At 39.2% G+C, this 26,038-nt stretch carries 20 protein-coding genes; 8 read left to right on the forward strand and 12 right to left on the reverse strand.

The annotated features are described in order from the left end of the window. Positions 1-303: 303 nt before the first annotated feature. Positions 304-1,362, reverse strand: a complete 1,059-nt coding sequence (gene aroB / locus LO761_RS07690; RefSeq protein ID WP_272817707.1) for a 3-dehydroquinate synthase — start codon at positions 1,360-1,362, stop codon at positions 304-306. A gap of 106 nt (positions 1,363-1,468) precedes the next feature. Between aroB and LO761_RS07695 the strand changes: the two genes are divergently transcribed. The 4 genes from LO761_RS07695 (at position 1,469) to cls (ending at position 7,946) form a co-directional block, all read left to right on the forward strand. Next, on the forward strand, positions 1,469-1,879 hold the full coding sequence (locus LO761_RS07695; protein WP_272817708.1) for a hypothetical protein: 411 nt from the start codon (positions 1,469-1,471) through the stop codon (positions 1,877-1,879). Positions 1,880-1,952: 73 nt separating this feature from the next. Then, entirely contained in the window at positions 1,953-4,868 is a 2,916-nt protein-coding gene (locus tag LO761_RS07700) for a TonB-dependent receptor (protein ID WP_272817709.1), read from the forward strand. 78 nt (positions 4,869-4,946) lie between these two features. Then, complete coding sequence (locus LO761_RS07705) at positions 4,947-6,482, forward strand: S41 family peptidase (protein ID WP_272817710.1); 1,536 nt, start codon at positions 4,947-4,949, stop codon at positions 6,480-6,482. Positions 6,483-6,509: 27 nt separating this feature from the next. Next, positions 6,510-7,946 carry a cardiolipin synthase gene (gene cls / locus LO761_RS07710; protein ID WP_272817711.1) on the forward strand — a complete coding sequence of 479 codons (1,437 nt, stop codon included), beginning with the start codon at positions 6,510-6,512 and terminating at the stop codon, positions 7,944-7,946. Here the strand turns inward: cls and LO761_RS07715 are convergent. Genes LO761_RS07715 through LO761_RS07725 form a run of 3 tightly spaced genes read right to left on the reverse strand, consistent with a single transcriptional unit; the run spans position 7,870 to position 9,964 of the window. Then, positions 7,870-8,472 carry an RsmD family RNA methyltransferase gene (locus LO761_RS07715; RefSeq protein WP_272817712.1) on the reverse strand — a complete coding sequence of 201 codons (603 nt, stop codon included), beginning with the start codon at positions 8,470-8,472 and terminating at the stop codon, positions 7,870-7,872. The genes cls and LO761_RS07715 overlap by 77 nt on opposite strands. Then, positions 8,463-9,275 (reverse strand): DUF3822 family protein, encoded by an 813-nt coding sequence (locus LO761_RS07720; RefSeq protein ID WP_272817713.1) that lies wholly within the window; start codon positions 9,273-9,275, stop codon positions 8,463-8,465. The genes LO761_RS07715 and LO761_RS07720 overlap by 10 nt, the downstream gene beginning before the upstream one ends. A 2-nt stretch (positions 9,276-9,277) precedes the next feature. Beyond that, entirely contained in the window at positions 9,278-9,964 is a 687-nt protein-coding gene (locus LO761_RS07725) for a hypothetical protein (RefSeq protein WP_272817714.1), read from the reverse strand. 118 nt (positions 9,965-10,082) lie between these two features. Here LO761_RS07725 and LO761_RS07730 point away from each other — a divergent pair, with 118 nt between their 5' ends. Further along, complete coding sequence (locus LO761_RS07730) at positions 10,083-11,516, forward strand: ATP-dependent DNA helicase (RefSeq protein WP_272817715.1); 1,434 nt, start codon at positions 10,083-10,085, stop codon at positions 11,514-11,516. A 291-nt stretch (positions 11,517-11,807) separates the two neighbouring features. Here LO761_RS07730 and alaS read toward each other — a convergent pair whose 3' ends face one another. Beyond that, positions 11,808-14,435, reverse strand: coding sequence for an alanine--tRNA ligase (gene alaS, locus LO761_RS07735; protein ID WP_272817716.1), 2,628 nt, complete (start codon positions 14,433-14,435; stop codon positions 11,808-11,810). A gap of 131 nt (positions 14,436-14,566) precedes the next feature. Between alaS and LO761_RS07740 the strand changes: the two genes are divergently transcribed. Further along, on the forward strand, positions 14,567-14,914 hold the full coding sequence (locus LO761_RS07740) for a MerR family transcriptional regulator (RefSeq protein WP_272817717.1): 348 nt from the start codon (positions 14,567-14,569) through the stop codon (positions 14,912-14,914). On the opposite strand, the gene LO761_RS07745 is transcribed toward LO761_RS07740, so the two are convergent. The 5 genes from LO761_RS07745 to LO761_RS07765 form a co-directional block, all read right to left on the reverse strand. Then, a complete protein-coding gene (locus LO761_RS07745; protein ID WP_272817718.1) occupies positions 14,911-17,217 on the reverse strand; it encodes a RelA/SpoT family protein in 2,307 nt (768 codons plus the stop codon). The genes LO761_RS07740 and LO761_RS07745 overlap by 4 nt on opposite strands. Before the next feature lie 76 nt (positions 17,218-17,293). Further along, positions 17,294-18,571 (reverse strand): lytic transglycosylase domain-containing protein, encoded by a 1,278-nt coding sequence (locus LO761_RS07750; protein ID WP_272817719.1) that lies wholly within the window; start codon positions 18,569-18,571, stop codon positions 17,294-17,296. A gap of 8 nt (positions 18,572-18,579) precedes the next feature. After that, entirely contained in the window at positions 18,580-19,377 is a 798-nt protein-coding gene (locus LO761_RS07755) for a DUF5683 domain-containing protein (protein WP_272817720.1), read from the reverse strand. Between the two features lie 3 nt (positions 19,378-19,380). Then, positions 19,381-20,259 (reverse strand): ParB/RepB/Spo0J family partition protein, encoded by an 879-nt coding sequence (locus LO761_RS07760; protein WP_272817721.1) that lies wholly within the window; start codon positions 20,257-20,259, stop codon positions 19,381-19,383. A 1-nt stretch (position 20,260) separates the two neighbouring features. Further along, positions 20,261-21,028, reverse strand: coding sequence for a ParA family protein (locus LO761_RS07765; protein WP_272817722.1), 768 nt, complete (start codon positions 21,026-21,028; stop codon positions 20,261-20,263). A 251-nt stretch (positions 21,029-21,279) separates the two neighbouring features. Between LO761_RS07765 and surE the strand changes: the two genes are divergently transcribed. Together surE and lpxB are read left to right on the forward strand one after the other, a co-directional pair. Next, complete coding sequence (gene surE / locus LO761_RS07770; RefSeq protein WP_272817723.1) at positions 21,280-22,050, forward strand: 5'/3'-nucleotidase SurE; 771 nt, start codon at positions 21,280-21,282, stop codon at positions 22,048-22,050. Further along, positions 22,047-23,186 carry a lipid-A-disaccharide synthase gene (gene lpxB, locus LO761_RS07775; RefSeq protein WP_272817724.1) on the forward strand — a complete coding sequence of 380 codons (1,140 nt, stop codon included), beginning with the start codon at positions 22,047-22,049 and terminating at the stop codon, positions 23,184-23,186. The genes surE and lpxB overlap by 4 nt, the downstream gene beginning before the upstream one ends. On the opposite strand, the gene LO761_RS07780 is transcribed toward lpxB, so the two are convergent. Together LO761_RS07780 and ftsH are read right to left on the reverse strand one after the other, a co-directional pair. Next, on the reverse strand, positions 23,176-24,015 hold the full coding sequence (locus LO761_RS07780) for a phosphatidate cytidylyltransferase (protein WP_272817725.1): 840 nt from the start codon (positions 24,013-24,015) through the stop codon (positions 23,176-23,178). The two genes, lpxB and LO761_RS07780, sit on opposite strands and share 11 nt — an antisense overlap. Positions 24,016-24,078: 63 nt before the next feature. Beyond that, positions 24,079-26,022 (reverse strand): ATP-dependent zinc metalloprotease FtsH, encoded by a 1,944-nt coding sequence (gene ftsH, locus LO761_RS07785; protein ID WP_272817726.1) that lies wholly within the window; start codon positions 26,020-26,022, stop codon positions 24,079-24,081. Positions 26,023-26,038 lie beyond the last annotated feature (16 nt).

A 26,038-nucleotide genomic window follows, 5' to 3' on the forward strand; every position in this document is an offset into this window, starting at 1 on the left:
CCAGACTCCTCATACTCGCGAAGAAGATTTAATTTTTCTTCCTCACTGTAATGTTTGTACTTTTTACGCATAAGTTATACACATTTTTATGGTTATTAAATGTGTCTACTTATATCAGTATAAGTCACACTTTTCCCAATCATCCTTATCACACGCAATGTCCATATATACGATTCACAATCTTCATTTGAATAGTTGAAAAATTCTTTATGGAAAGAAATATAAGTTGTGAAGTTGCCTTCGGTTATTCTTTTTTATGAACAGCTGTCTTTTATTTTAAGTTATATTGTTTTGTTTAATCTCTCAAAAACCTGCGTCTTGAAAGAAATCGAAAATCTCAAATATTTCTTTTTTGTCGGCTTGCTGGTTGATATGAACATCACCGATATCACTGAGTAAGGTAAAGTTAATTACGCCGTTAGTATTTTTTTTATCGTGAGTAATCAGCTCATACAGCTTGTCATACTGTTTGCAAGTGATGCCGAGGGTTCCGTAATGTTCTTTTATAAACAGATTAGTCTGTTGCAACTTATCTTGTGGAAATTTAAGACGGAGATAAGAAAAATAGAGCTCGCAAACCAAACCAAAGGCGACTGCATACCCATGCAGAATGGGATGATTGCGTTCCATCGACCAACTTTCGAACGCATGACCGATGGTATGCCCGAAGTTGAGTGCTTTGCGGATGCCATGCTCATGCGGATCTTCTTCTACAATCTTTTCTTTAACAAGAACAGACTGCTCAATTAAGCTTAATAGTTCTTTATAGTCAGGCTTATTCCAATCGAAGTTCAGCAATTCTGCCCAATGTTTTACGTTACTTATCAGTCCGTGCTTCAGCATTTCAGCATAACCCGAAAAGAGGTTTTGCGTGTCGAGTGTTTTTAGAAAATCGGGACATATAATAACACTCTCGGCAGTGTTGAACACTCCTATTTCATTTTTTAGTCCGTTAAAGTTGATTCCTGTTTTTCCTCCTACCGAAGCATCAACCATAGCGAGCAAGGTGGTAGGGATGTTGACAAACGGAATACCGCGTTTGAACGTGGAGGCGGCGAATCCTCCTAAATCAGTCACCATGCCTCCCCCCAAGTTGATCATCAGTGATCTTCGGGATGCTTTCATCTTGTCGAGAGCATTCCAGACAATTTGCATGGACTGCAGGTTCTTGTTCAAATCTCCGGTTGGAATGGTAATGATGTCCGCGTTCTTTAAACATTCAAAGTTCTGAACAATAGGTGCACAGAACTTCAGAGTACTTTCGTCGGTGAGTAAGAAAAGTTTATCGTATGTGCAGCGAAAGAGAACTTTTTCCAAGTCTTTCTCTATATTATGCGTGAATAGAACCTCTTGTTTTTGCATATAATTCTAAAATTTGTTTGTAAAATTAGGTAAAAATAAGAAGTTCCTCGTCATTAATTCAACTAAAAAGCTTAAATTTGTCCAACAAAGAGAAAAGCCACCAATTATGAATGGAATATTACCGCATTACTGTCGCATATTAGGATATGTCATTTTAATTTTATCCGTTTTCGTACCTATCATTATGTTTCTTTCCGGGAGAATCGATGATAGTAACTTGTTATTAGTTAAGGCTTCTGTTAAATTATTTGTTTGGTTTGCTTTATTTATGATATTTTTGGCTCGTCAAAAGCAGGAAGATGATGGTACGGCGAAGATTCGTTTGAAATCCATATATTATGCCATATATTTGTTGGGGATATATTATATTGTTGCGCTGATTATCGGGTTCCGTCACGAGAATATAGAGAGTGCAGACAGTAATATAGCTATATTGTATATGGTATTCAATGTAGTTTGTATGGAGTTCTTCACACAAAAACAACGAATTGACAAAATCTTTAAGAATAAAAAATAAAATGTAGATTAAACCTTTTCGCTTTTTCCTTATCAAAAAGTTGTTTAGCAGTAAAATCACATAAAAAGGAAAGATGAGAAAGTTCTTGTTTGTATTGTTGCTGTTGATAGCCACAATCAATGCTTTTGCTCAAAGCAATCAGGTTACAGTGGTAGGAAAGGTAGTAGAGAAGGACACGAATGAACCTATTATACAAGCTACTGTTCAATTGCTTTCCCCAAAAGACAGCTCGATGATAAATGGTAACGTGACGGACGCGAATGGAAATTTTGCCGTTCATGCTAAGCCGGGTAAGTATATTCTAAAAGTATCTTATGTAGGTTATCTGTCTCAATTCAAACAATATACATTCTCGAAAAATCGTCCGCAGGTGAGTGCGGGGACGATTCCTTTGTCGGCTGATGCTATCATGCTGAAAGAAGCTATTGTTACTGCCGAGGCTCCGATGGTTTCTGTTTCAAAAGATACGATGATGTATAGTTCTTCAGCTTATCGCACCCCGCAAGGAGCTATGCTTGAGGAGTTGGTAAAGAAGTTACCGGGAGCAGAAGTGTCGGATGACGGGACAGTGAAGATTAACGGGAAAGAGGTAAAGAAAATCATGGTTGACGGAAAAGAATTCTTCGGTGGTGATGTGTCTACCGGTCTGAAAAACCTGCCGGTGGATATGGTTGACAGAGTAAAGGCTTATGATAAGAAGTCTGATTTAGCCCGTATTACGGGAATTGATGATGGCGAAGAGGAAACTGTACTTGATTTAACCGTTAAAAAGGGAATGAATCAGGGATTCTTTGGTAATGCCGATTTGTCTGTTGGTACGAAAGATCGTTACTCAGGGCGTATGATGATGAATTATTTCAAGGACCGGACACAATTCTCAGTGATAGGTTCAGCTAATAATACCAATGATCAGGGATTCTCTGGTGGTGGTCCGCGTTGGTTTAGCCCTAATGGTTTAAACGCACGTAAAATGTTGGGAGCAAACTTCGCAACTGAGACTGAAAAGTTGGATATGGGCGGTAGTATCCGCTATAACTATAGTGATCAGGATCTGATTGGTCGTGGATATTCCGAGCGATTCTTGCAGGCAGGAAGTTCATACGCTAATACAAACTCTTTATATCGGGCTAAAACCAATTCTATAAATTTTGATTATCGCTTGGAGTGGAAGCCGGATAGTATGACGAATATTATCTTCCGTCCTAATTTCAGCTATCGGAGTTCGAAAACGAATTCCGAAAGTCAATCTGCTACATTCGATAGTGATCCGTTTGATATTATCGCAAATCCGAATGATTACTTAAATCTTGATGATTTAGATTCGAATGAGCCGTTGAAATCAATTCGGGTAAACTCTTCAAATAATCGTTCTCATCAGAAATCAGGGAGTACTTCGGTAAATGCTACACTGCAAGTAAACCGTAAGCTGAATAATAAGGGAAGGAACATTACATTCCGAGGTCGATTCGGATATACCGATACAGAGAATGACTCGTACACTGACGCGTTAACCCGTTACTATCAGTTTGATTACAATCCGGATTCAACGAATATTCGACGTCGATATATTAATACTCCGGTAAATAATTATACTTATTCCGGTAGATTAACTTACAGTGAACCTATTGCTAAAGGTTTGTTTCTGCAGTTCAGTTATGAATTGTCATACCGTCATAATACGAGTGTCCGTTCAACGTACGATTTAGATAATTTTGGTTGGCGTTTAGATGACCGACTTCCGGAAAACTATAAGGATGGATTTGACCCGAGCTTAAGTAAAGATGCTACATACGATTATGTAAATCATGATATTCAAGCCGGATTTCGTTTGATTCGAAAGAAGTATCAGTTGGATGCCGGAATATCTGTTCAACCGCAGAATACGAAACTCTCGTATACTCGTGGAACTTATTCAACCGATACAGTACGTAATGTATTTAACTTTGCTCCTAACATGCGCTTTCGCTATAAATTCTCCAATTTAAGTCAGTTAGAGGTGATGTATCGTGGTCGAAGCAGTCAGCCCGGAATGGAAAATCTGTTGCCTATTACCAATGATTCAAATCCTTTGAATATTACTATGGGTAATCCGGGCTTAAAGCCTTCCTTTACGCATACAATGCGTGTGTTTTATAATACCTATAATCCAGAAAAACAGCGTGGTATAATTACACATTTAATGTTTAATGCTACGCAAAACGCTATTAGTAATAGCACGATGTATAATGAATCTACCGGTGGACGAATTACTCAACCAACAAATATCAATGGTAATTGGAACGCTTTCGGTATGTTCGGATTCAATAGCGCATTAAAAAATAAGAAGTTTAACATCAATTCATTTTCTCGTGCCAATTATATGAATAATGTCGCTTATCTTTATAATAACGCAACGAAGACGGACGATAGGAATAAAACAACTAATCTGACGTTAGCAGAGAACTTGAATGGTACATATCGAAATAATTGGTTTGAGTTTTCACTTAACGGCGCATTGGAATATAATTGGGAACGTAGTGCTTTACGGCCTCAAAATAATCAGGAGCCATATACCTATTCATACGGCGCGAGCACTAACATCTCATTGCCTTGGGACATGACAATTTCAACAAATCTGACGAATCAGTGTCGTCGAGGTTACAGTGATTCAAGCATGAATCGCAATGAGTTGATATGGAATACTCAGATTGCTCAGAGTTTCTTTAAGGGTGCTGCGACATTAAGCTTTGAGATGTATGATATTCTTCATAATCAAAGTACTATTTCACGTACACTTACGGCAGAACTTCGGAATGTAAACGAATACAATAGCATTAATAGCTATTGCATGGTTCATTTTATTTATAAATTTAGCTTGTTTGGTAGTAAAGAAGCTCGAAATAGATTCGAGCGTATGGGGCCTGGCGGCCTTGGTGGTCGTCGAGGTCCGGGAGGAGGTCGGCCGAACGGTCCACCTCTGGGTGGTTTTGGCGGAAGAAGAACATTCTAACCATATTTAAACAAATAAATATGGTGATTCCGTAAAAATTGCTTTATTTAGCGGATATAAACTTATAAAAGAATGATTATGAAAAGAGTTTCTTTTGTATTGCTTATGTCCGCTATTGTTTTATTGTGCGGATGTAGCAAAGATAAAGATGAAGTTAATACTCCTGTAATACCTGTCCAACCAACTATCAGTGAAGAAATAAGGTATGCCACACAAATGGCGAGAGATTTGATGGAAAGTTATTATTTCTGGGCAGATGAAATAACTTCCGATGTTATCCGCTTAAATCCTGATACTTGTCAATATCCTATCGGAGTCGTTAATAATATTCGATATAATTATGTAAGGTCTATGAATGGCAGTATCAGTTCTGGTGTTGATATTGATAAATGGACTGCATTAACGAATGATTTTAATTCTTTTATAGGCAGTGTTAATGGTGTTAATACTACGTACGGTTGGAATATTACTCCATATTCATTTAGTAATAGTAATAATATATTTTACGTTGTGAACTTTGTTTATAAAGATGGGCCTGCAGAGAAGGCCGGCATTAAACGTGGTGATATTATTTTGACTGTTGATGGAAGTCAGCCGACTCGTGATAATTTCTCTAATATTTATTATAGCTCCTCTGCGACAATAGGCCTTGGTACGTATGATTCAAACAATAATATTATTTCCGATGGTGGCGGGACACGCAGCTTAACTGCTGTCGAAATGTACGAAGATCCTATTTTATGTAATGCTATATTTGATGTGAATGGTAAGAAAGTCGGGTATTTGGCTTATGCTTCTTTTGATTTGAAGTCAGCGTCTGCATTAGTAGGGATAATGAAAGCATTTAAGGCTTCCGGAGTTGAAGAATTGGTTCTCGACCTTCGATACAATGGCGGTGGTTATGTTAATACAGAGGAACTGCTGGGATCTATGTTAGCTCCTGAAAGTGATGTTATAAATGGAAAAACTGTTTTCCATACCGAGGTTTATAATAAGACTATGACTAATCAATATAAAGAGCGAGGAGAAGATTTGAATACGTATTTTAGTACTATTCAGAAAGTTTCAACCGACGGGACATCAAAGACGCTAACAGAGGTTTCTATTGCTGATGCCATTTTAAGTCCGTCAAAGATTTATTTCTTGATGACAAGTAATACAGCTTCTGCTTCAGAAGGGGTTATTGTTGGTTTATCTCCTTATGTCTCTATTGAGAAGATTGGTAATCAGAGCTATGGGAAGTATTGTACAGGTTGGATGGTATCATCTTCAGATATTTATAAGACAGTTCCTTCTGTCATAAAGAATTGGGGTATGTACCTTATGGTCTCAACGTTTGCTGATGCAAATGGGAATAACGCTTCCCGCCCTGATGGTTTTGCTCCGGATTATAAAGTTGATGATAATCCTTTTGACGGCTATCAGTTGGGGGATGAGAATGAAACAATGTTGAAGTTCGCTTTAACTCGTGCAGGAAAGGTTTATCCCGAAGTTTCTTCGACACGTTCAATCAAAGAGTTGCCGTATAGTATTGTTATGGGTAAACCACATCAGGCTTCGTTTGGCATGAGCATTGGATTCCCTAAGGATGGTCAGTTTAATTTGAATAAATAATTAAAAGCATGAAGTTTATAGGATATAATGATTGAGTGGGGAATCTTTCATCAGATTTTTTCTACCGCAATCGACTTGGTGTATCTTTTTCTTGTTTTGGGTACAGTCATTGTGATAGTGATGGATAACAGGAACCCGGTGAAGACATTAGCTTGGTTGCTGGTTCTTATCTTTGTACCTTTACTTGGTCTCGTATTATATTTCTTTTTCGGCCGGAAGGATCGTAAGGCCCGACTTATCAGCCGAAGCAGATATACACGATTGACAAGGCATCCGATGGAAGAGTTTCAGGCTCAGAAAGCGTTTAAGTATCCTCAAGAGCAGTATCAGTTAATGTATTTCTTTTATAACATTAACCATGCTCTGTCATTTGCGGATAATCAGATAGAAATTTATACAGACGGAGAGTCAATGTTGCTTTCTTTGTTGAAAGAAATCAATAAGGCAAAGCATCATATCCATGTTGAATTCTTTAAATTCGAGGATGATCCCATTGGTCGTTTGGTGCGTGATGCTTTGATTGATAAAGCAAAACAGGGTGTAGAGGTTCGCGTTATTTATGACGACGTGGGCTGTTGGAAAGTTGGTCGTGATTTCTTTCAGGTTTTGCTCGAGGGTGGGGTGGAGGTACGCGATTTCTTGAAGGTTCGCTTCCCTCTTTTTACCAGTAAGGTGAATTACCGGAATCATCGGAAAGTTGTTGTGATAGACGGTCGGATTGGTTTTACAGGCGGTATGAATTTAGCGCTTCGATATGTGCGAGGTGTCAGTTGGGGTGTATGGCGCGATACGCATGTAAAGATTGTTGGCAAGGCTGTTTATGGACTGCAAACTGTATTCCTCACAGACTGGTATGCCATGGATCGTACACTCATCACTTCGTCGGAGTATTTTCCGGAAATCAGTTCCAAGGGGAACGCGTTGATTCAGATAGTTACTTCTGATCCTATCGGAGATTGGCGTAATATAATGCAGGGACTGTTAATGGCAATTACTAATGCTCGTTCTTATTTCTATATCCAAACACCGTATTTTCTGCCGACGGAATCTATTCAGATGGCTTTGAAAACTGCAGCTTTGGCCGGTGTCGATGTGCGAATCATGATACCTCGCAAAGCAGATACAATTCTGACACATTATGCTTCATTCTCTTATTTGGATGATATTATAAGAGCCGGCATAAAAGTTTATTTTTATGAGAAAGGATTCCTTCATTCTAAGATGATGGTGAGTGATGATCAGCTATCTACCATTGGGTCTACTAACATGGATTTTCGGAGCTTGGAATACGATTTTGAAGTAAATGCTTTTATGTATGATAAACAGTCGGCATTAGCTTGCAAAAACATATTTCTGAAAGACTTGGAATCTTCCTCATTGCTCAATTCTAAGATGTGGGAGCGTCGTTCGAAACGTCAGAAATTAGTTGAGTCGATTCTTCGATTAATCTCTCCTCTGCTGTAAAGATAGAGAAGTTTACACTTCCGTATTCACGGTGTTCGGCAAAATGTGGATTTGTTTTAAATGAATTTGTTTCACCATGCTCCAAAACAAAGATTCCATTTGGTTTCAGCAAGTGGTATTTAAAGATAAGTGATGGAATGTCAGGCAATTCTTTTAGTGCGTAAGGCGGATCGGAAAAAATGAAGTCAAACTGTTCTTGACATTTTTCTATATATTTCAATGCATCTGCGCGGAGAGGAAAGCCTTTATTGGTTTTTACTGCTTCCATCACATTACGTATGAAAGCATAGTGTTGGGGATCTTTTTCAATGGAGATGACCCTTTCACATCCTCTGGAAAGTAATTCCAGACTGATGCTTCCTGTACCGGCAAATAAGTCGAGCGCATTGAGTCCGTCTTCAAAATCTATATATTTCTTCAATACATTGAAGATGTTTTCTTTAGCGAAGTCTGTGGTAGGACGTGCTTTAAATGTCTTCGGAATATCAAAATGTCTGCCCTTGTATATTCCTGCTACTACTCGCATATCAGTAAAGTTTGAAGGTCGAAATGTATATCATCGCGTTGAGTGAGTATAGATCGATTGAACTCAGATCTCGGGTGAATGAGGAACACGTTACGAATGTATTTTTCCAGTCCATCGGTCAGTTTCTCTTTTTCTGCTATGTTGCCTACCAAATATAGCTCGTCGGTTTCCGTATCAAACCCTAATTGTTTCCATATATATAATAAGTAATAGATACGGTCTTCGAATGTTTCACAGCTGAAAGAATTTATAAGCATCGGGCGTCCGTTGTCGAATGCAAATACCTTGATGCCCCCTTTTTGCAGATAAGCGTATAGATGTTTGTTTTTTGTCTTACTTTTTTTCTGAAAGTATTCTGTGAGGGGACTAACTGTCGCAAAGTATTTTGCGTGTGGAAACCGCTCGTTCATAAGCTGGTATGCATGTTTGTCCATTCCAAAGAGAAGCGCGATGTTACTTTTCTCAAGAATATTACAAAGTATGGTTTCGTTATTCGCTTTCGGGAAGTTTGAATAGAACAGGTCTTCCATTTCGTCATCTTCGAAGAGCTCAAAGGGAACAGGAGTAACGCGTGCGGTATCGTATAATATATAGATGTGCCTATAAGTATGCTTGAATACCTCCGAAGAATCAAGCATCTCTTTTGCGTTGGCTGTAAGAGAGTAGGCGATGTTCACGGAATAAGGTTCATAGAAGAAGCTGCCCTCATCGTGAGGGTTGTATAGAGAAAAAGAAAATCCATCCGCGCTAAGGCGGATGGATAGACTATACTGATCTGATTTCGTGAAATCGATGACTGTCATTATTATTCCCAGTTACCCGCGTTGTTATTAGGCTCTTCAATGTTACCTACACGTAAGCCGGCATATTTATTCAACTTTTCTTGTAAGTCCTTAATATTAATGATTTCCTGCTTGTTTAAGCCATTCAGATAAACTTCGTATGGAACTTGAGCTTGGAATAAGTTCAATGGAGCGCCCGACTTTGTAGTATCACTGCGGACAGCCATCTCAAACTGTGCACCGTTACCAAATGGAACATAACGCAAAGAATCAGGATTAAAACCTTTTGCGAAAATAGTATCTGTAACAGGAATCCAAATAGTATCACGACTGAAATCCTTTAAGCCGGCAGCCTCAACTTCTTTCCAGTTACCACTCTTCTTTGCTTTCTCAATCATAGCGACAGCTTTCTTTTCTGTCATTCCATTCTCTAACTGATCATCGGTCAAAGTACCAACTTTCTTTACAAAAGGAATTTTTGCGGTTTTAACGAAGTCGATTAAAGTATCGAAGTTGGCAGTATACTTACCGTCATGCAACTGACGATACTCTACTTGAGCTTTACGAATGTCGATCAAGCGGGTTTTCACCTCAGTCTCTCTGATGTCTCTTTGCTTCTTAAAGTTGATAGGTCCCATGATACTACCATAGCAAATGTATACCAATCCGACCACGCAAAGAGCCAAAATAACATTAATAACAGTTTTCATGATAAATATGTGTTTTTTTAGTTTATATTCGCATTGAATATTTTAATATTTCGCTTCGCAAAAATAAATAAATAAATTGAATATCGCATCAAATCATGATTTTTTTTGATACCCAATTATGATAAATAACTATTTAACTACGCAAATTAAAGGATTTTTTCATTATAAACCAACTATAGAGCAGGAAAATACAATTAATTTTTTGTCTGAGTTCTTGGTTGACCGACGTGGAAATACCGTGTTCGTTCTGAAAGGGTATGCAGGGACAGGGAAAACCTCCCTCATCGGGGCTCTGGTGAAGACACTCGATGCCTTGAAACAAAAGACAATCTTGCTGGCCCCTACGGGGAGAGCCGCGAAAGTCTTTTCGCGTTATTCTGAACATACGGCCTTTACTATCCATAAACGTATTTATAGACAGAAAAGTTTTTCGAATGAGATGACCAATTTCTTACTCGATAATAATCTGAATCGGCACACCTTGTTTATCGTGGATGAGGCTTCCATGATTTCGAACAGAGGGCTTTCGGGCTCAGTTTTTGGAACAGGCCGGTTGCTTGACGATTTGATTCATTATGTTTATAGCGGGGAAGGTTGTCGTTTGCTTCTTATTGGTGATACTGCTCAGTTGCCTCCGGTAGGAGAAAAAGATAGCCCGGCGCTTTCTGTCAGTGTATTAGAAGGATACGGGCTGAAAGTTTATCTGTCGAAGCTGACGGAGGTAGTCCGTCAGTCGCAAGAATCGGGTATCTTATATAACGCGACTGTGCTCAGGCAAAATTTAACTAATCAGGACTTTTCAAGATTCCCGGAAATTAGAATACGGAATTTTCCGGACATTCAGATTATTAATGGCAGTGACTTGATAGAGAAGATAAACAACTGCTATGATGAGGTGGGCATAGGCGAAACCATGATAGTAACGCGTTCTAATAAACGGGCGAATATATATAATAACGGGATACGCGGTACCATTCTTTTTCGGACTGATGAGTTGAACTCAGGAGATTTGTTGATGATTGCGAAAAATAATTACTTTTGGGCAGAAAAGATGAAAGAGTTGGATTTCATAGCCAACGGAGATATTGCTGTGGTTAAACGCGTACGTCGTGAGCAGGAACTATATGGGTTTCGCTTCTGTGACGTATTGCTCTCATTCCCCGATTTTAATGATTTGGAAATAGAGGTGAAACTTCTGCTTGATACATTACAAACCGAGGCTCCGGCACTCACCGGAGAGGAAAATGATAAGTTGTTCTATTCAGTGCTTGAGGATTATGCTGACATTCCGCGAAAAGCGGAACGTATGAAAAAAATGAAAGCCGACCCGTTTTATAATGCTCTTCAGGTTAAGTATGCGTATGCGGTAACTTGCCATAAGGCGCAAGGCGGGCAGTGGAAACGTGTATTCCTTGACCAAGGGTATGTAACTGATGAGATGCTTGGACCGGATTATTTCCGCTGGATATATACTGCGTTTACTCGTGCTACAGAAACACTTTATCTGGTTAATTGGCCAAAAGAGCAGATTGAGAATGAGAATTTAAAATAATTACTTGATTAATTTATTGATTTATAATGACGAATTGCCTGAATCTACAGATAACTTAGGTGTACCACGCATGTGAGCCATGTGTACTACGCACGTGAACCACGTGTACCACGCACGTGAATCACATGTATCACGCACGTGATGCACTTATTTATAAATAAAAAATGAAATGATTCTTTATAAAAAAGGTGGACTTATTAGGGCCACCTTTTACTTGTTTTCTTTATCTTATTTATGAGATAACAAAGCTCGTTATTCGGGATGTTGTTTTAACCCGGCCGGTAAAGATAATTACTGTATTGATAAGTTAGCCAATTCCAGCACTTTATCTACAGCAACACTCAGTCCGTCAACGTTCTTGCCTCCGGCAGTCGCGAAGTGAGGCTGACCACCTCCGCCACCTTGTATCAATTTAGCGGCTTCGCGTACTATCTGACCGGCATTCAGTCCATCTTTAACCAAGTCATCGCTGATCATAACGGTCAGCATAGGGCGGTTGTTCTCTATACTGCCGATGACGACGAACAAATTGGAAGGAATTTGTCCTTTCAGTTGGAAAGCGATGTCTTTAGCCGAGGCAGCAGGAATAGGAAGGACGGAACTGATGACTTTTACACCGTTTATATCTTTAGCGTTGCTAATCAGTTTTTCTTTGACCTGAGCGACTTTTTCTTTTATAAAGGTTTCAACTTCTTTCTTTAACTCACTGTTTTCATCCATATACTTTTTGATGGTTCCGATTAAATCAGGAGCATTGTTGAAAAGTTCTTTTAAATCGGTCAGGGTACATTGAATATTGTCCATCAGTTCTTCTACTTTTTCGCCCGTGATAGCTTCTATGCGGCGAATGCCGGCAGCGACAGAACTTTCGCTGATGACGCGAACCATACCGATTTTTCCGGTAGCTGATACGTGTGTACCACCGCAAAACTCAACAGACGGGCCGAACTTGACTACACGAACCTCATCGCCGTATTTCTCACCGAACAAGGCGATGGCGCCAAGTTTCTTAGCCTCTTCGATAGGCATGTTACGATACTCGTTCAATGGGATATTTTTGCGAATCATAGCGTTAGCTATATGTTCAATCTGGCGAAGTTGTTCGTCCGTAACTTTTTGGAAATGAGAGAAATCGAAGCGGAGACCATCAGGACTGACCAAAGATCCCTTCTGTTCGACATGATTACCAAGAACTTGACGCAAGGCATAGTCGAGCAAGTGCGTACAGGAGTGATTGGCTTCGCATGCCTCACGTTTTTGCTTGTCAACAGACGCGATAAATTTAGCTTCCGGATGAGTAGGCAACTTCTTGGTGATATGTATCGGCAAGTTGTTTTCTTTTTTCGTATCAATAACTTCAATAACTTCATCACCACATTTCAATACACCGGTATCACCAACCTGCCCACCCATTTCGGCATAGAACGGAGTCTCTTTCAGCACAATCTGATAAAGTGTCTGTTTCTTCTGAGTAACTTGACGGTATCGAAGAATAGTTGTCAAACATTCGGTATTATCATAACCGATAAATTCCGTTTGTCCGTCTTCTATATTAACCCAATCTCCGGTTTCTATAGCAGCTGCGTTACGGGCACGCTGTTTCTGCTTTTCCATTTCGGCATTGAACTCATTTTCGTTCACAGTCATTCCATTCTCACGGAGAATCAGTTCAGTCAAATCAAGAGGGAATCCGAATGTATCGTAAAGAGTAAATGCGTCTACACCGCTAATTTCTGTTTTTCCGTTCGCTTTTGTATCATCTATTGTCTTCTCTAATAAATGAATACCGGTATCAAGTGTACGGAGAAAAGCCTCCTCTTCTTCCTTGATTACTTTCTCAATCAGCACTTCCTGTGCTTTTAGTTCAGGATAAGCCTCTCCCATGTTGGCGATCAGCGTTGGGATTAGTTTATATAAGAATGCTTGCTTCTGATTCAGGAATGTATACGCATAGCGGATAGCACGGCGAAGAATACGGCGGATAACGTATCCGCCTTTTGCGTTGCCGGGTAATTGTCCGTCGGTGATAGAGAACGCAAGTGTACGGATGTGGTCGGCAACGACACGCATAGCAACGTCCACTTTCTCGTCAACCCCGTATTTTAGTTCGGATAATTCGCCAATTGCCTGAATCAAAGGCTGGAAGATGTCAGTATCATAATTGGAATGTTTGCCTTGAAGCATACGGACCAAGCGCTCAAATCCCATGCCTGTATCAATTACATGCATAGGGAGCGGTTCCAAACTGCCGTCAGCCTTACGGTTGAACTGCATAAATACTATATTCCATATTTCAATTACCTGAGGATTGTCTTTGTTAACCATCTTGTTTCCCGGAATTAGAGCTTTTTCTTCCGGAGTACGTTCATCAATATGAATCTCAGAGCAAGGACCACATGGACCGGTATCCCCCATTTCCCAAAAGTTATCGTGCTTGTTTCCATTAATGATATGATCATTAGGGAGATGTTTTGCCCAATATTCGGCAGCCTCATCATCACGTGAAATTCCTTCGGAGGGTGAGCCTTCGAATACGGTAACATATAAATCTTTCGGGTCAAGACGCAGAACGTCAACGAGATATTCCCAGGCAAAGTCGATGGCGCCTTCCTTGAAATAGTCACCGAAACTCCAATTGCCGAGCATCTCGAACATGGTATGGTGATAAGTATCGTGGCCAACCTCTTCCAAGTCATTATGTTTACCACTTACTCGGAGACATTTCTGAGAGTCCGCCACTCTTTTATATTTTGCAGGGTGATTGCCAAGGATGATGTCTTTCCACTGATTCATACCTGCGTTAGTAAACATAAGGGTTGGGTCATCTTTAATGACCATTGGCGCAGAAGGAACAATTTCATGCCCCTTTGACCGATAAAAATTCTTAAACGATTCTCTAATTTCGTTAGCTGTCATCATTTAGCTATATATCTTTTATTTAATATTCAAAAATGATTTTGCAAAGATAATCTGTTTTATTATTTTTGTCGATATGATTTGAATAAAATCTTCGTTTTTTACGTTGATTATGAATTTAAAGGCCGATATTTATGTTGAATCTGGAGAAAGATCTGAAAATGTACTATTCTATTAGTGAGGTTGCTGATATGTTTAGTGTGAATGAGTCTTTGTTGCGCTATTGGGAAAAAGAGTTTCCTACAATGATTCAGCCAAAGAAGAGTGGTGGTAATATTCGTCAATACAAGAAAGAAGATATTCAAAATATTCGTTTGGTTTATCATTTGGTGAAAGAGCGTGGCATGACACTTGATGGCGCACGTAAACGATTGAAAGTTAATAAGGGCGCAACTGTAAAGGCATCAGAAATAGTTGATCGACTGAAAGGTATTCGTGCAGAATTGGATTCGATAAGAAAAGAATTGGATTACTTGACTTAATCGTCGGTAGGTAGTGCGTCAAACTGATCGATGCGGGCAGTTGTTTTTATTTCGGTTATTTTCTTCAGATGCTGTAGAACAGCTTTTACATCATTTACATCGTGAACAAACAACTCAATACGACCTTCGAAGATTCCATCGTTTGTCTCAATGACCAAACGGTGAATATTTACATTCATTTGAGTGGAGATGATTTGTGTCACTTTATTCAGTACACCAATCTGATCAATGCCCTTAATATATAAGAACACAGAGAAATATACTGATTTCCCGGGTTCCCATTTAACGGCTAACAAACGGTTTCCAAAGCTACTTTTTAATTTGGTTGCGACCGGGCATTGTCGCTTATGAATAATAATTTTGTTTTTATCATCGATAAAACCAAGCACATCATCCCCCGGAATAGGTTTACAACAGTCGGCAATAATGTAGTCCTTTTGTTGATCGGCCTCTTCATTAATCGTAAAAATCTTTTTGTTGTCAATTTTTTCATGCACCGGCTCTTCCTCTTCCTTTTCTTTTTCTTTTTTCTCTTTCTTTGATTTATTACCGAAAGCAAAAGATATAAATTTAGTCCAGTTACGCCCTGTAGACTTCTCTTTTAATTGATTTTTATCTTCATCACCGAGAATGATATCCTCTCGGCCAATGGCGGCATAAAGTTCTTCGATTGTATCCAGCCGGTGAAAGTCACATAGTTTTTTTAAGTTGGTTAAATTTACTTCTAATTCGTTTGTGTTGAAGAATTGTTGTAGCATTTCCTCTCCGTCTTGTTGTGCGCTTCTCTGTTCGCGTCGAAGGATGGCTGTAATTTTCGATTTAGCTTTTGCGGTGGTTACAAAGTTAATCCACGATGGTTGTACATGTTGGGCATTTGATGTCAGAATCTCCACTTGGTCACCACTCTTCAGCTTGTAGCTCATCGGTACCAATTTATGGTTTACTTTTGCTCCAATGCAATGACTCCCGAGGAAAGTATGAATAGAAAAAGCGAAGTCGAGTGCAGTGCAATTCTGAGGCATAGTCTTCAGTTCACCTTTTGGAGTGAAGACAAAAATCTCAGAAGCAAAGAGATTCAGTTTTATGGTATCCAGAAAGTCGATAGCATCCGGTTGCGGATCGTCAAGAATTTCTTTGATAGTGTGAAGCCATTTATCGAGTTCTCCCTGATCTTCTGTATAAGGTTCGTCGCCTTCCTTATATTTCCAATGAGCAGCAAAGCCTTGTTCGGCGACATCATTCATGTGTTCACTCCGAATTTGAACTTCTATCCATTGCCCCTTTTTACTCATTAACGTGACATGCAGTGCCTGATAACCGTTTGATTTTGGATGACTGACCCAATCGCGTAAGCGGTCGGGATGTGGCTTATAAATCTTTGTAATATTGACGTAGATATTGAAGCAGTCATTGATTTCTTCATCGAGATGATTCGGAGTAAAAATGATGCGTACAGCAAGGATATCATAAATTTCTTCAAAACTGACGTGCTTGGTCATCATCTTGTTCCATATAGAATAAGGTGTTTTGACGCGGGCAATGATGCGGTATTTTATACCCATCTTGTCTAATTGTTCTTTGATGGGAGCAGTGAAGTCGGCGAAAGTTTTATCACGCTCTGCTTGTGTTTCTTTCAGTTTGTTTTGTATTTCTTGATAAGTTTCAGGATGTTCATACCTGAAACTCAGGTCTTCAAGCTCTGTCTTTATTTTGTTTAAACCAAGTCGGTTGGCAAGGGGAGCATAGATATAAAGGGTTTCACCTGCAATTTTATACTGCTTGCTCGGAAGCATAGAGCCGAGAGTCCGCATATTATGAAGTCGGTCAGCCATCTTGATAAGAATGACACGAATATCATCGCTCATTGTTAAAAGGAGTTTCTTGAAGTTTTCGGCTTGAGCAGAAGCACGGTCTCCGAAGATGCCACCTGAGATTTTTGTTAAGCCATCGACAATTTGAGCGATCTTCGGGCCGAAAAGATTTTCTATATCCTCAACGGTATAATCCGTATCTTCAACTACATCATGTAGTAAGGCTGAGCAGATGGAAGTGGACCCCAAACCAATTTCCGTACACACAATTTTTGCAACCGCAATGGGGTGCATAATGTACGGCTCACCTGAGCGGCGTCGTACACCTTTGTGTGCTTGCTTGGCAAAATTGAAGGCCTTTGTAATAATCTCGACTCTTTTTCGGTGCTTGGTTGCCAGATAGCAATTCAACAAGTCTTGAAAGGCGTCGTTTATGGTCTCGTCTTCAATTTGTTCCTGCGTTTTAGTTTGTTCCTTAGATTTTTCGGCCATTTCTTATTATAAATGTCTTGCAAAAATAAAGAAAAAAGACTTTAAAGCAAGTCTTTTCCCTCAATATTGTATAAGATTATCTTACTCTAATAGACTTTCCTGCTTGAATATTATTACCAGTGATACCATTTAACTTTCTCAAATTAGAAACTGTGGTATGATATTTATTGGCGATTCCTCCCAATGTCTCACCTTTTCTTATTTTATGGTAAGAAGCTTTGCCCGAAGTTGCTCTGTTTCGTTTGCCTTTTTTCCATTGTGTGGTATTTTCACTGATTTCAACTCTTTGTCTCTTGCTTAGATACTTATCTGCTTGGTATGAAATAATGCTATCCTGATTGGCCAAGAATATACTTAATGTATTGTTTGGTAAGCGAATAGCGCTTGGATCACTTTTCCCTGGCACGACATCTCTACGATACTGAGGATTTAAGCTACGAAGTTCGTCTATATCTAAATTACAGACTTCGGCAATCTGGTTCAGGTTGATGTCTTTATTTACCATTATCGTATCGGTTTGAGCGGGAAGTTCCGCGTTCATCGGACAAATACCGTGTTCGCAATAGTAAGTCATAATGTAGTTGGCTGCAATGAAGCCTGGAACATAACCTCTTGTTTCTTTAGGAAGGTATGGATAGATTTCCCAGTAATCGGTTTTGCCGCCAGAGCGTTTAATTGCTTTATTAATTGTTCCGGGGCCGGCATTGTATGACGCTAATACTAAGTTCCAGTCCCCATACATATCATATAGATCCTTCAAATAACGGACAGCCGCCCACGTTGACTTAACCGGATCCTGACGTTCATCAACTAAACTATTAGTTTTCAATCCGTATATTTTTCCTGTCCCAATCATGAATTGCCAGAGTCCGGCAGCTCCTTGGCGAGATACTGCTTTAGGATTTAAAGCTGATTCTATTATCGGAAGATATTTTAATTCCAACGGTAGATTGTATAAATCCAAGGCTTCTTCAAATAAAGGAATATAGAAATTGGCAGCAGCTAACATATATGATACCCGTGTTCTAAGGGAACTTGAGTAATAGTCAATGAATTTACGAACAGCCTCATTGAAAGGCATTTCGATGACAGAAGGAATTCTGACAAGTCGGTCTATGATGATTTCATCACTGACGACCGGATTGCTATCTGTTGACTTACATGTTTCATCTTTATTGACATAGTTCTTTATTTGCCAGATCTGCATTTTTTCGTCTAAGTCTTTTCGCAGGCTTTCCGGAATATCTATTTCTTCTTCTTTTCCAGTTTCCTGATTCTTGACAGTTATGATATTTTGCGCATGGATGCTTTGAATAAATACTATTGCAAATAATATAATAAATATATGTCTCATGGTAACTTTTAAAATGTTATGCTACATTGCAGGCCAATATTCTTTGATGTTCTGCCATAGCCATTGTTTATCAATGTTGGTTCTATTCGTATACCCAAATCGTTTGAAATATCAAAGTCGGACAGTTCTGCGTCGACATATGCGTCAATGATGGATAACACATAAACTCCAATGAATGCAAAGATACTTAAATCTCGCTGACGGCGGAAAATATCTTTTCTCTTTTTAAATCGTTCTTGATATTGAGCTTTTTCTCCGGAGATATCATATCCCGGCGGTATATAATTTTCATAACTCTTTGTATTGGGGTCATCATCCATAATATCGATATAGGCTTGTTTATAATCGTTGTACATTTTACTGTTCCAGTTGAATGCATAAGCGCAACCTACGAAGCCTCCATAGAAGATGGGCAATTTCCAATATTTACGGTTATAAATTTGTCCACCCCCGGGAAAAATAATAGCAAGCCAAGTGGCTTTCTTTGAATTCGGAATAAAACGTTTATTTGGAATCATTGAGGTGAGGATACTTGCAGAATCTGCTTGCTGGGCTATATTGGCTGTATCAATCGGAGTGTGGAGTGCTTTCAGCGCACTATCATTTTGTAGAGCTATACTGTCGGCAGTTAAAGAATCTACATTCAAACTATCAAGTATATTAAGTTGGAATGTAATTGAATCGTTTTTTTGTGACAGAATACGACGTTGTTTGACATTCTGTCCACATATATTTGTGTTTCCCAATCCAAGAAGAATGAGAAATATGGTAAAAAGCAGTTGAATTATGGACTTATATTTTTCCAAGTCTTAATCTTTTTTCAGTGTATCAAAAATTTCAATGATACGTTCCAAATCTTCTTCATTATTAAACGGAATACTAATCTTTCCTTTCCCTTTCGGTGTATATGTCAGTTTTACTTTTGAACCGAAGAAGCCGGCCAGATGCTTCTGCAAGAGAAGATATTGTTCTGTCAGTTTTGAATTGTTTTTTCTTCCGCTTTTGTTATTTTTCTCAGAGATTGTTTTTACAATTTCTTCTACCTTGCGGACTGAATAGCCATGTTTTTGGATATCGTTAAAGATTCGAATTTGCTGTTTAGGGTCATCCAGAGATAATAGCGCTCTGGCATGTCCCATATCTATTTGTTTATTTTTTAAAGCTACCTGTATTTGAGCGGGAAGTTTTAAGAGACGTAAATAATTTGTGATAGTTGTACGTTTTTTTCCTACGCGCTCACTCAGTTTGTCTTGAGTCAGTTCGTACTGTTCTAATAGATGCTGATAGGCAAGGGCAATTTCCAGTGAGTTTAAATCTTCACGTTGAATATTCTCAATAAGTGCCATTTCCATTACATTCTCATCGTCAGCGGTGCGGATATATGCAGGAATGGTTTTTAGTCCGGCTTGGATAGAGGCACGATAGCGACGTTCGCCAGCAATAATTTGATATGAGTCTTCGCTTATCTTTCGTAAAGTAATCGGTTGGATGATTCCAATTTCTGTAATAGAATCGGCTAACTCTTGGAGAGCAACCGGATCAAACTCTCTTCGCGGTTGATTCGGATTAACGGAAATCTTGCTTAATTCTATTTCGCTAATGGATGATGAGCCGGAAGTCTTAATTTCATCTGTTGAGATGAGTGCATCCAACCCACGACCTAAAGCAAATTTTTTATGTACTGCCATATTATTTACTATTCCTTTCTATTAACTCTTTTGCGAGTGCCAGATAGTTACGTGAACCAGTAGAGTCTGCGTCATAAAGAATTGCAGGGATACCATGACTCGGTGCTTCGCTTAGTTTTACGTTACGTTGGATAATAGTTTTGAAAACTAACTCTTGAAAATGGCGTTTTACTTCGTCATAGATCTGATTAGCTAAACGTAAACGAGAATCAAACATTGTCAAAAGGAACCCTTCAATTTGTAAGGCTGGATTCAATTTCGACTTGATAATTTTTATGGTATTCAGTAATTTACTGATGCCTTCTAATGCAAAATACTCGCATTGTACGGGAATGATAACAGAGTCTGCCGCCGTTAATGAATTTATGGTTATTAAGCCTAAAGAAGGAGAGCAGTCTATAAGAATATAATCATAGTCTTTTACTATAGGAGTAATGACATTCTTCATAATCTTCTCTCTGTTTTCTAAGTTTAGCATTTCAATTTCAGCACCGACTAAATCGATATGCGAAGGGACAATATCCAAACCGTCAATATCGGTAGTATAAATGGCTTCGTGTATATCTATTTGGTTAATTAAGCATTCGTAGATAGAAGTTTCCACTTCCTTAACATTTACACCTAAACCAGAGGAGGCATTAGCCTGCGGATCTGCGTCAATGACTAATACCTTTTTCTCTAATGTAGCTAAAGAAGCAGCCAGGTTAATAGTGGTGGTTGTCTTACCTACACCACCTTTTTGATTGGCCAAAGCAATTACTTTTCCCATATTAATCTGTTTTTATTACACTGCGAAATAAAGAATAATCATCTAACCTATCTACAAAATCTATGAGACATTGGTAAAACTGTTGATAACTCATCTGTTTTGTTAATAACTCTTTTAGTCGCAAAGATAATTATTTCCTTCCAAATGCTCGTACTTTTTGTTCCGGCATTGCAGAACATTAAGTTAATTTTCTTTTATTCTCCATATTTATGGGGGAAGTATCATATCTTTGTAATTTAAAAAATAAAGATATGAATAAAAAGAAACCATTATTGCTAATATCTAATGATGATGGTGTAGAAGCAAAAGGATTGAATGAACTGATTCGTACCCTTAAAAGTTTAGGAGAGATAATAGTGATGGCTCCTGATGCTCCACGTTCCGGATATTCTATGTACTTTACTACGGACAACACAATTCATTATGAAGTGGTTAGAAAAGAAGAGGATCTTACTATTTATAAATGTAGTGGAACTCCTACTGATTGTGTAAAGTTAGGATTATTTGAGTTATCTGCTCGTAAGCCGGACATAGTTATTGGAGGAATCAATCATGGAGATAATTCAGCTATCAATGAGCATTATTCGGGTACTATGGGAGTGGTTAAAGAAGGTTGTATGAAAGGTATTCCTTCCGTTGCTTTTTCTTTGTGTGATCATAAATTGGATGCGAACTTTGAACCTATGCTTCCGTATGTTCGTAGGATTACAGAGACTGTTCTTGAAAAAGGATTGCCAAGAGGTGTTTGTTTGAATATTAACTTTCCAAATATTCCTGAATTTAAAGGGATTAAGATCTGTCGTCAGACAGATGGAGATTGGGTGAATGAGTTTGCGCCATGTTCTCATCCTACTCGTGATCATTACTTCTGGGTAACCGGAGAATATCAGAATTTTGAACCAGAAGCAGAGGATACAGACCATTGGGCGATGGACCGCGGATATATAGCTATTACTCCTACAACTATTGATGTGACAGCTTATGAATTTATAGATGAACTGAGAAGTTGGAATCTTAAATGAAATATTATCTGATAGTTGGCGAGGCTTCGGGTGATTTGCATGCTTCTAATTTGATGAAAGCCCTGAAGGAGAAAGATTCAGAAGCTGAATTCCGTTTCTTTGGAGGCGATTTGATGTTGGCTGTAGGTGGAACGAGGGTGAAACATTATAAAGAACTGGCCTATATGGGATTCATTCCTGTATTAATGCATCTGAGGACTATCTTTAAGAATATGGATGTCTGTGAGCAGGATATCCTTTTGTGGCAGCCAGATGTGTTAATTCTTGTAGATTATCCAGGGTTTAACTTAGATGTTGCACGTTACATAAAGAAGCATTCGTCTATCCCTGTTTATTATTATATATCTCCGAAGATTTGGGCTTGGAAAGAATGGCGTATCAAGAGAATCAAACGAGATATTGATGAAATGTTTTCTATTTTGCCTTTTGAAATAGATTTCTATAAGAAGCACAATTATCCTATTCATTATATTGGTAATCCATGTGTGGATGCAATTGATACTTTCAAAGCTCATCATCTTGAAACCTTTGATTCTTTTATCAAGGAAAATGGTTTGACGGATAAGCCAATTATTGCTCTTTTGGCGGGTAGCAGAAAACAGGAAATAAAGGATAATCTTCCGGTAATGATTGAGGCTGCTTCTGTTTATACGGATAAATATCAGTTGGTTTTGGCTGGTGCTCCAAGTATTGAGGATAGCTATTATAGTCAGTATATAAAGGTTGGAGTCCGGTTGAAAATAGTTCATAACCAAACATATAGATTGTTGCAGCAATCAAAGGCCGCATTGGTTACATCGGGAACGGCAACTCTGGAGACTTGTCTTTTCCATGTTCCACAGGTGGTGTGTTACTATACTCCGCTTGGGAAGATCATCGCATTTTTAAAACGCCATGTTCTGAGCGTTCAGTTTATTTCGCTGGTAAATTTAATTGCGAATAAAGAAGTTGTCAAGGAACTGGTTGCTGATAAGATGACAGTTGGGAACATCCGCTCTGAATTATGTACTATTTTGAATGACAAGAACTATCGTCAGAATATGCTGAACGAATACGACAATATTATCCGTATTCTTGGCGAACCGGGGGCGTCACGGAAAGCTGCTCAACAGATGGTTGCTTTGCTTAGAAAGTAACTGCAAATAAATATAATAATGTTGCAGGAACAGCAAGTAATGTGCTGTCGAAACGGTCGAGTATGCCTCCGTGTCCGGGAAGGATATTTCCTGAGTCTTTTATTCCCCAATGGCGTTTCATCAGAGACTCTGTTAAATCGCCCCATGTGCCGAATATAACAACTACCAATGCAAATCCCGCCCATTCTATCGTACTTAGAACAGGATAGAAATGTGCAATGATTGTAGAAACGACTACGCAGAACACCGCGCCACCAATAGAACCTTCCCATGATTTTTTGGGAGAGATACGGGGGAACAGGCGATGCTTTCCGATGGTACAGCCAACAACATAAGCACCGATATCGTTTGTCCAAACTAACAGGCAAAGTGCCAATGGAAAAATGTAATAGTATACCGACACGCTGGTAGGATCTTCCGAATGGAATGCCAGTACATTCATCAATGAAAACGGGAGTGCTATATATATCTGACTGAGAAAGCAGTACGCCCAATTATTTATCGGGTTATTTTTTTTTGCGTACAGTTCGCTCACCATGATTCCTATCAATATAATAAGGTATGGAATAAAGATTCCATTGACGAACGGGGTTATCTCATTCAGAAAAAAACATAGAAACATTACTGCGCCACCTAACATGCAAAGTCCGGTGTTAACCTGAACATTTTGCTCGTATTTATTGACCAGCTTACAGAACTCATGGATGGCGAACAAGGTGATAAGTAAAAAAAGAATACCGAATGAGATTGCGCCGCCTAATATGCAGCCAACCATAGCGGCTACGAAGACGATACCTGTTAAAATCCGTTGTATTAAGTTACTTTTCATCCGTTTCTGTTTTTTTCTCTTTATCTTTTTGGGCTGGTTCTTTTTGTTCTTCTGGTTTTATTTCTAAACTTTTTTCCCTATCTTTTCTTCTTCTGCGAGTATTTCTTCTGTACGTGATGTCCAAGGACGTTTACCAAAGATCTTCTCTACATCATCAGCCATGATGACCTCGCGTTCTATGAGTACTTGAGCTAATTGTGCATGTCCTTCCTTATGTTCCGAAAGAAGTTGTTTTGCCCGTTCATATTGTCCGTTTATCATGCGCTGAACTTCCGAGTCTATTAACTCGGCAGTTTTTTCGCTATAAGGCTTTTGGAAAGAGTACTCATCAGTACTGCTGTAATAACTGAGATTAGGCATTTTTTCACTCATGCCTATATAGGCAATCATGGAATATGCTTGTTTGGTAGCACGTTCCAAATCGTTCATCGCGCCGGTTGAGATATGCCCGATGAATAAATCTTCGGCAGCACGTCCTCCCAGCAAAGCACACATCTCGTCAAGCATCTGCTCCTTTGTCGTAATCTGACGCTCTTCGGGTAAGTACCATGCTGCCCCCAAAGCACGACCACGAGGAACAATGGTAACCTTTATCAAAGGGTCGGCATGTTCCAGAAACCACGACAGCGTTGCGTGACCTGCTTCATGGATAGCGATAGAACGTTTTTCGTCGGCAGTCATAATTTTTGTCTTTTTCTCCAGACCACCAACTATACGGTCGATGGCATCGCTAAAGTCTTGTTTGCTAATAGCTTTCTTGCTATGGCGGGCAGCTATCAATGCTGCTTCATTGCATACATTTGCTATATCTGCTCCACTGAATCCCGGAGTTTGGCGGGCTAATAGGTCAATGTCAACAGTTTCATCCATTTTCAATGGACGCATGTGAACTTTGAATACAGCAACACGCTCATTTAAGTCAGGTAGATCAACATGTATTTGTCTGTCGAAACGACCGGCACGAAGTAAGGCTTTATCCAACATATCTACTCGGTTGGTAGCAGCCAGAATAATTACTCCAGAGTTTGACTTAAAGCCATCCATCTCGGTAAGAAGTTGATTCAATGTATTTTCGCGCTCATCATTTCCACCCATACTTGGATTCTTGCCTCTGGCACGTCCTACTGCGTCAATTTCATCGATGAACACGATACATGGAGCTTTTTCCTTTGCTTGACGGAACAGGTCACGAACACGCGAAGCTCCTACTCCTACGAACATCTCAACGAAGTCGGAACCGGACATGGAGAAGAAAGGTACATTAGCTTCACCTGCTACGGCCTTGGCCAACAGGGTTTTTCCTGTTCCCGGAGGTCCAACAAGCAATGCTCCTTTTGGAATCTTTCCGCCCAACTCAGTATATTTTTCAGGATTCTTCAGAAATTCAACTATTTCTTCCACCTCTTGTTTGGCTTCAGCTTGACCGGCTACATCCTTAAATGTGATGCGGTCTTTATTGTTCACATTCTCATAAACCTGTGCCTTGCTTTTTCCTACGTTAAACGGATTTGCTCCACCGCCACCGGCACCGTTGCTCATACGTCGCATAAGCCAGATATAGGCAACTATAAGAATTATGATAGGGAGGGTGTTCCAAAGCACGACGCTCCAGATGTCACTTTTCTTTTCATATTTGACAGAGCCGTTGAACTGCCCATCTTTTTGTGCTTGTGTAAGAAAGTCGTCAAGCGCGTTCATAGAGCCAACTTCTACATGTACCGAAGGGCTCCGGCTGAGACCTTTGTAATTTTCTTTAAACACTTTCTGAACATATTCAGGCTTAACGAACATGTCAAGGCTATTATCATTATATGCTACAATTTTGTCGGCATATCCGTTCTGCACCATCTCCTTAAATTCCGAGTAGGTTACTTCTTTCGATGAGCTATTGTTATTATTGAAGAAGATAAGGATAAGGAAACTGAATCCGATAATAAGATATAACCAGCTTAAATTGAACTTTGGCTTGTTTATCTTTGGTCTGTTATTAGGTGTCTCTATTGGCATTTCTTAAGTTGTTGAT

This window comes from Phocaeicola oris (assembly GCF_021295095.1).
In the GTDB taxonomy this organism is placed as follows: Bacteria; Bacteroidota; Bacteroidia; order Bacteroidales; family Bacteroidaceae; genus Phocaeicola; species Phocaeicola oris.